At 49.5% G+C, this 752-nt stretch carries 1 protein-coding gene; it reads left to right on the forward strand.

Annotated features, from left to right (window positions below):
* Positions 1–320 precede the first annotated feature (320 nt).
* A partial coding sequence (locus KQJ18_RS24285; protein WP_216422993.1) for a LacI family DNA-binding transcriptional regulator occupies positions 321–752 on the forward strand: 432 nt, incomplete at its 3' end.

Below are 752 nucleotides of genomic sequence, written 5' to 3' on the forward strand. Positions count from 1 at the left end.
GTTACAGATAGGCCGAAGACAAAAAAAAACCTGCGCATCTGCGCAGGCTGGTGTAAATCTAGTGATCAACCCGAAAGTTGATTTCACCTATCAATACCTCTGGGATCCCAACTTTAGCAATCTGCTCAGTGCCCTCACCAGCAAACAATCGCAACAGCACATCGCAAAGTGTAAGTAAAAATTAGCGTTTTCTATTTTCTGTCTTACTTCGCTCGCGCGCGCTCACATTTGCGACGTCCTGACAGGCAATCTGCTTGAACAGCCAGCCGTTTTCCGTAACACTGACACAATGTAAGCGTTTACCCACAACAGGTACTATCATGGCGACCATAAAGGATGTAGCCCGACTAGCTGGTGTATCAGTCGCCACCGTTTCTCGAGTGATTAATGATTCCCCCAAAGCCAGCGAAGCATCGCGTCTGGCCGTAACGAGTGCAATGGAATCACTCAGCTACCACCCCAACGCCAACGCGCGTGCGCTGGCGCAACAATCTACCGAAACCGTCGGACTGGTGGTTGGTGATGTGTCAGATCCATTTTTTGGGGCAATGGTTAAAGCTGTCGAGCAGGTGGCCTATAACACCGGTAATTTTTTACTGATCGGCAACGGCTACCATAATGAACAGAAGGAACGTCAGGCGATTGAACAGCTTATTCGCCACCGCTGCGCTGCGCTTGTTGTCCACGCCAAAATCATCCCGGATGCAGATCTGGCTTCATTAATGAAGCAAATCCCCGGCATGGTATTAATC

The organism is Citrobacter sp. S55_ASV_140 (genome assembly GCF_018919505.1).
Classification (GTDB): Bacteria; Pseudomonadota; Gammaproteobacteria; order Enterobacterales; family Enterobacteriaceae; genus Citrobacter; species Citrobacter werkmanii.